This is a genomic window from Micromonospora sp. NPDC005087 (genome assembly GCF_042872965.1).
Lineage (GTDB): Bacteria > Actinomycetota > Actinomycetes > Mycobacteriales > Micromonosporaceae > Micromonospora.
Genome location: NZ_JBIALB010000062.1, coordinates 1 through 4,834, shown reverse-complemented (window position 1 = coordinate 4,834; position 4,834 = coordinate 1). Strand labels below are relative to the sequence as shown.

At 69.3% G+C, this 4,834-nt stretch carries 4 protein-coding genes; 2 read left to right on the top strand and 2 right to left on the bottom strand.

Annotation, left to right across the window (positions count from 1 at the left end):
* Positions 1-194: 194 nt before the first annotated feature.
* Together ACFYPS_RS36800 and ACFYPS_RS36795 are read right to left on the bottom strand one after the other, a co-directional pair.
* On the bottom strand, positions 195-821 hold the full coding sequence (locus ACFYPS_RS36800) for a VanZ family protein (RefSeq protein ID WP_387331103.1): 627 nt from the start codon (positions 819-821) through the stop codon (positions 195-197).
* Between the two features lie 415 nt (positions 822-1,236).
* Positions 1,237-2,724 carry a hypothetical protein gene (locus tag ACFYPS_RS36795; RefSeq protein ID WP_387331100.1) on the bottom strand — a complete coding sequence of 496 codons (1,488 nt, stop codon included), beginning with the start codon at positions 2,722-2,724 and terminating at the stop codon, positions 1,237-1,239.
* 86 nt (positions 2,725-2,810) lie between these two features.
* Between ACFYPS_RS36795 and ACFYPS_RS36790 the strand changes: the two genes are divergently transcribed.
* Both ACFYPS_RS36790 and ACFYPS_RS36785 read left to right on the top strand, forming a co-directional pair.
* Complete coding sequence (locus ACFYPS_RS36790; RefSeq protein ID WP_354968846.1) at positions 2,811-3,956, top strand: HAMP domain-containing sensor histidine kinase; 1,146 nt, start codon at positions 2,811-2,813, stop codon at positions 3,954-3,956.
* A 50-nt stretch (positions 3,957-4,006) separates the two neighbouring features.
* The gene (locus tag ACFYPS_RS36785) at positions 4,007-4,663 is read left to right on the top strand and encodes a response regulator transcription factor (protein WP_074307989.1); all 657 of its coding nucleotides are present in this window, start codon (positions 4,007-4,009) and stop codon (positions 4,661-4,663) included.
* Positions 4,664-4,834: the final 171 nt, after the last annotated feature.

Here is a 4,834-nt window from a genome sequence, read left to right as displayed (position 1 = left end):
GCAAGACCTTGAAGGCCCGAAGAGAAGAGTGCTGACCCGCCAGCCGCTACCGGAGCCATCCTGCCGCAGCAGGCTGACAGAACCCATTAGAAGAGTGCGGCTGACTAGGGCTCGTCCTCCACGATCAGTACCTGCATGCCGGATGTCTATGATCAGGAAAAGTATCGCTGACATTCGCCTACTGGACACGCCGCTCAGTCTGCCCTTGCCGGCGCGGGGCGCGGCCGGTCCGACGGTAACTCCGCCGCGGTGCGCCACCAGTGGCGCGACACGAGCCCGGCCAGCACGGCGCCGGCGGCGTTGACCAGCACGTCGTCGACGGAGGACACCCGGTCCAGCCGCAGCACGTACTGTGCGGTTTCGACCAGGGCCGAGCAGCCTGCCCCGAGCGCCAGGATCCGCGGCACGGACGCCAGCACCGCGAACCTCATCGGGGCGAAAAACCCCAGCGCCGCGAAGATCAGCAGGTTGCCGCCGATCCCGACGGGCCCCATCGTGAACAGGTCCCGCAGCGGGATCAGACTCACCCGGCCTGGGACGGTGCCGGCCCCCGGTCCCGGCATCATGGTGATCCATACGAGCGGTACCGTCCCGTAGACCAGGCCCATCTCGGCCAGCGACATCCGCCACGCCGATGTGCCACCGGTGGCACGCCGAAAGCGCGCCAAAGCCCACACCACCAGAGCAGCCAACGGCAGCCCCACCAGCATCATGAGCAGCACACCGTTCTCCGTGTCGTAGCAGCCGTGCCACCGCCCGGCCATGCACCTCGGAGCGGACATCAGAAGCGGTCGCCGCACGGCGAACGCGACGCTCGCCACGCCGATGACCGCCAGGCTCAGGAGCACGATCCTGCGCGTGCGGCGGGTCGATGCTGACAGGGATGCACTGTGGTTCATGTCCCCATCTAATCGGGAGGGCTGCTGCGGTGGCGTAAGCACTCTCGATACACCCGCAATACACACCCGCGACCAACCCGCCCGGAGTAGCGGCACACTCAATTCGGCACGTCCGGACGGCAACCGGGCCAGCTCGGCGTGACGCTGCGTAGCGCGCGGATCGCGGCATGACAGTGTGCCTGATCTTGGCAAGTCATACCGGCCACTCATGTAGTCGCGCAGGGACCAGCCGCTGGCGGCGGGCTGCTTCCCGCTCACGGAGCACCTCGCCGACGCCGACGGCCTCGTCCTCCTCGTAGTCTGAGACGATGCGGGGGCCGTGCCCCCGCGCCGTCCACTATCGCCAGTCGGTGTGCGCAGCCTGCTTGCGACCAACGGCCATCCGCATCACGATCACGGTGTACGCGCAGAGCACGGCGAGCCCGGCCCACCCGGGGAGCGGGAAGTACCCGGCCGACGGCGCATAATGCGCGGTCACCTGCGGATACTCCACCATCGTCTGCTTGACGGCGAAGCCTGCGGCCGGGGTGAGCCGCAGCACCCACTCGGAGAGCGTGTCGGGCAGTAGCGGGAACGCCGCGACGCCGTAGGGCAGGGCGGCCAGCGACAGTCCGATGAGGATCGCTGCCCAGCCACGGCGCAGCCACACGCCGAGCCCGTACGCGAGGACGGCGCAGAGGGCGAGCACCGCCGCGACGCCGACGATCACCCGAGCGCCGGTCAGCACCGGCACAGGCTGCACCGGGATGCCGTTGCCCTTCAGGATCGCCATGCTCGCCGGGAGGACGACGCCGACGGCGACCAGACCGGTGACGAAGGTGGCCGCCCCGACGACGGCCGCCCGGGCGGCGATCACCCGCCGGGAGGCCGTCTCGCGAGCCGTGCGGGCGCCGTAGCGGGCCGCGGCGATGAGCACGATGATCAGCGCGACCGTCAGGCCGAGCAAGGTGTTCTCGACGCTCCGCGCGCCCTCGTCGCTGAACGGCCCTATGTCGCCGGTGCCGCTGACCGTGATGACATCGTCCTTTTCCACGGCTCCGGAAGCGTTATGGTACTTCTCCCAGTCGGTGTGGTTCATCTGGCCGATCGAGTCGCTGGCCCACGCGCCGGTGGCACCGCCCTCGACGGCGACGTTGTCGAAGACGCCGACGGCCTGGGTGAACCGGACCTCCTCGATAGCGCCGCCGAGGCCGATTTCCCGGAGCGTGAGGTCGCCAGGGGACGTGGCGAAGAGGCCGACCTGCACGTTGTCCGGCAGCCCGTCGAGCTTCGCCGTTCCCACGGTGTGCCACTGCTCGCCGTCGGCCGACTCGGAACCGGTGATGGTGTCGCCCGAGCGGGTCAGGCGCAGCCAGCGCGGGGACTGCTCCGAGACGCCGCCTGCGCCTCCGGCGACGTCGTGCTTGTAGTCGTACTGGAAGCGCACGCCGTGGCTGCCGGTCATCATGAGCGCCGCGTAGTGCGAGCCCTGCCGCACGCCGTCCTTGACGATGATCCCGGCCTTCGCCCACGGCACCAGCCCGGACACGATCTGGTCGTGGTTCGGCGGGGGATAGGTGATCGTCCCGGTCATCAAGGTCATCCGTACCGTGATGCTCCCCTCGCGGCCCAGGTCCCGATGCAGGAACCAGAACCTGTCGCTGACGATGGAGCCGTCGCCGGCGACGGGAGCGGCCGGGCAGGGCCCGTCGCAGGACGCACGGGTGCCGGAGGTGAACAGCAGGCCCAGCGCGATGACGGTGAGGGCCGCGGCGGCCAGGGCGATCAGGCGGCCCGGGCGGCGGAACGCGGTCCATTCCCGCCGGAGGAGTTCAGTGGTCGACATGCCGTCCGTTTTACGGATCGGCGCGTAACACGGCCCGAACCGGCTCTGTCATGCTGTTGTTAGGTCTTCCAAGGCATGCTGGAGGCATGATCAGGCTGCGCAGCGGGACCGTGGGGGTACGGTTCACGATCTTGTACGCCGTTGTGTTCCTCCTGTCGGGTGTCGGGCTGCTCGGCCTGACCTTTCTGCTCTCTGACGGCAGCCTGAGCAGCGTCGCCCCCGCCGGGAATCCCCCCGCCCACGGCAGCTTCGCCGTGGCGCAGCAGCGCATCCGGGAGCTGGAGGACCAGCTGGCCGAGGTGCACGCGCAGCAGGCCAGTCAGCTGCTCGCCGGTTCGCTGGTGGCGCTGATCGTGATGGCCGTCGTGTCACTGCTGCTCGGCCGGGCGCTGGCTAGGCGCGTCCTGCGGCCGCTGCGGATCATCACCAGCGCCACGCGGCGCATCTCCGCCGACAGCCTGGACCGGCGGCTTGCCGTCACCGGCCCGGCCGACGAGGTGAAAGACCTCGCCGACACCATCGACGAACTGCTCGAACGGCTCGAAGTGTCGTTCGCCGCACAGCGCCGCTTCGTCGCCAACGCCTCCCATGAGCTGCGTACGCCGCTGACGACCATGCGGGCGTCGCTGGACGTCGCGGTCGCCAAGCCCGACCCGGCCGCCTCGACGGTGGCGCTCGCGGACCGCCTGCGTACGCAACTGGACCGGGTCGATCACCTGCTCGACGGGTTCCTCGTGCTGGCCCGGGCACAGCACGGCGCGCTGGCCGACGCCGCCCCGGTCGACCTCGGCGACCTCATCGGCGCGGCACTGTGCGACAGGTACGCCGACGTGGAGACGAAGCGGCTGAGCGTAACGGTGGACGTGCCGCCGGGAACGGCGACCCAGGGCAGCCCGGCGCTGCTGGCGCGGTTAGTGGAGAACGTCGTCGACAACGCCGTAACACACAACGAGAACGGCGGATGGATCGGAATCACCGGGTCCGCGAGCGAGGAGGAGACGGTGCTCGTCGTCGAAACCGGCGGGCGCGTCCTCGACCAGCGGGAGGTCGACCGGCTGACGCAGCCCTTCGAGCGGCTCGGCGACGAGCGTACCGGCTCCTCGGGACTAGGCCTGTCCATTGTGGCCGGCGTAGCCGCCGCCCACAGCGGCCGGCTCATCCTGCTCGCCCGGCCGGAGGGCGGCCTGCGCGTAACGATCACGTTTCCGGTCGCGAAGGTACCGGCGGCATGACGTGCAGAGCGCCGCATGCCGCGGTCCTCCTGGTTGGAATTTAGGTCGGCATGAGGATCCTCGTCGTCGAAGACGATCACGCACTCGCCGAGGTCGTCGCGGAAGGGCTGCGCGACCAGGGAATGGCCGTCGACCTCGCCCACGACGGGCTGACCGCCGCCGCCAAGCTCGACCTCACCGCGCACGACGTGGTGGTCCTGGACCGGGACCTGCCCGGCCTCCACGGCGACACGCTGTGCCAGATGATCACTGAGCGGGCAGACCGACCGATGGTGCTGATGCTGACCGCGGCGAGCGCGCCCGGCGACCGGGTCAGCGGGCTGACCCTGGGCGCGGACGACTATCTCGCCAAACCCTTCCACTTCCCGGAGCTGATCCTGCGCATCCACGCGCTGGCCCGCCGCAAGCCAGACGCCCGGCCCCGGACGCTGCACGCAGCCGGGATCGAGCTAGACCCGATACGCCGGACCGCCGTTCGCGACGGACGGCAACTCAACCTCTCGGTGAAGGAGTTCGCCGTGCTGGAGGCGCTGCTGCGGGCAAGCCCGGGCTTCCTGAGCACCGAGACCCTGCTCGAACAGGTCTGGGACGAGAACGCCGACCCGTTCACCAACACCGTTACAGTGACGGTCGGCCGGCTGCGGCGCAAACTCGGCGGTCCACCAGTCATCGCGACGACGCCAGGAATCGGCTACCGGATCGCCTAATCCACCGCCCCACAACGGCACCCAGGCGAATGATTCGAGCGTGACACCCTAACTGGACGAGCCGACACACTCATCTCGGCAGACATCCCAGGATTCAAAATGTCAAGCGGCTGCTGTGCTGTGGTGAGCCCAGGCCTTGTGTTCGTCGTAGATTGAGCGGGTCTTGAGGCA

What these genes read in the sequence shown, in the direction of transcription:
- ACFYPS_RS36795 (WP_387331100.1), bottom strand. Translation starts at nt 2,724, where the DNA reads ATGTCGACCACTGAACTCCTCCGGCGGGAATGGACCGCGTTCCGCCGC.
- ACFYPS_RS36790 (WP_354968846.1), top strand. Translation starts at nt 2,811, where the DNA reads ATGATCAGGCTGCGCAGCGGGACCGTGGGGGTACGGTTCACGATCTTG.
- ACFYPS_RS36785 (WP_074307989.1), top strand. Translation starts at nt 4,007, where the DNA reads ATGAGGATCCTCGTCGTCGAAGACGATCACGCACTCGCCGAGGTCGTC.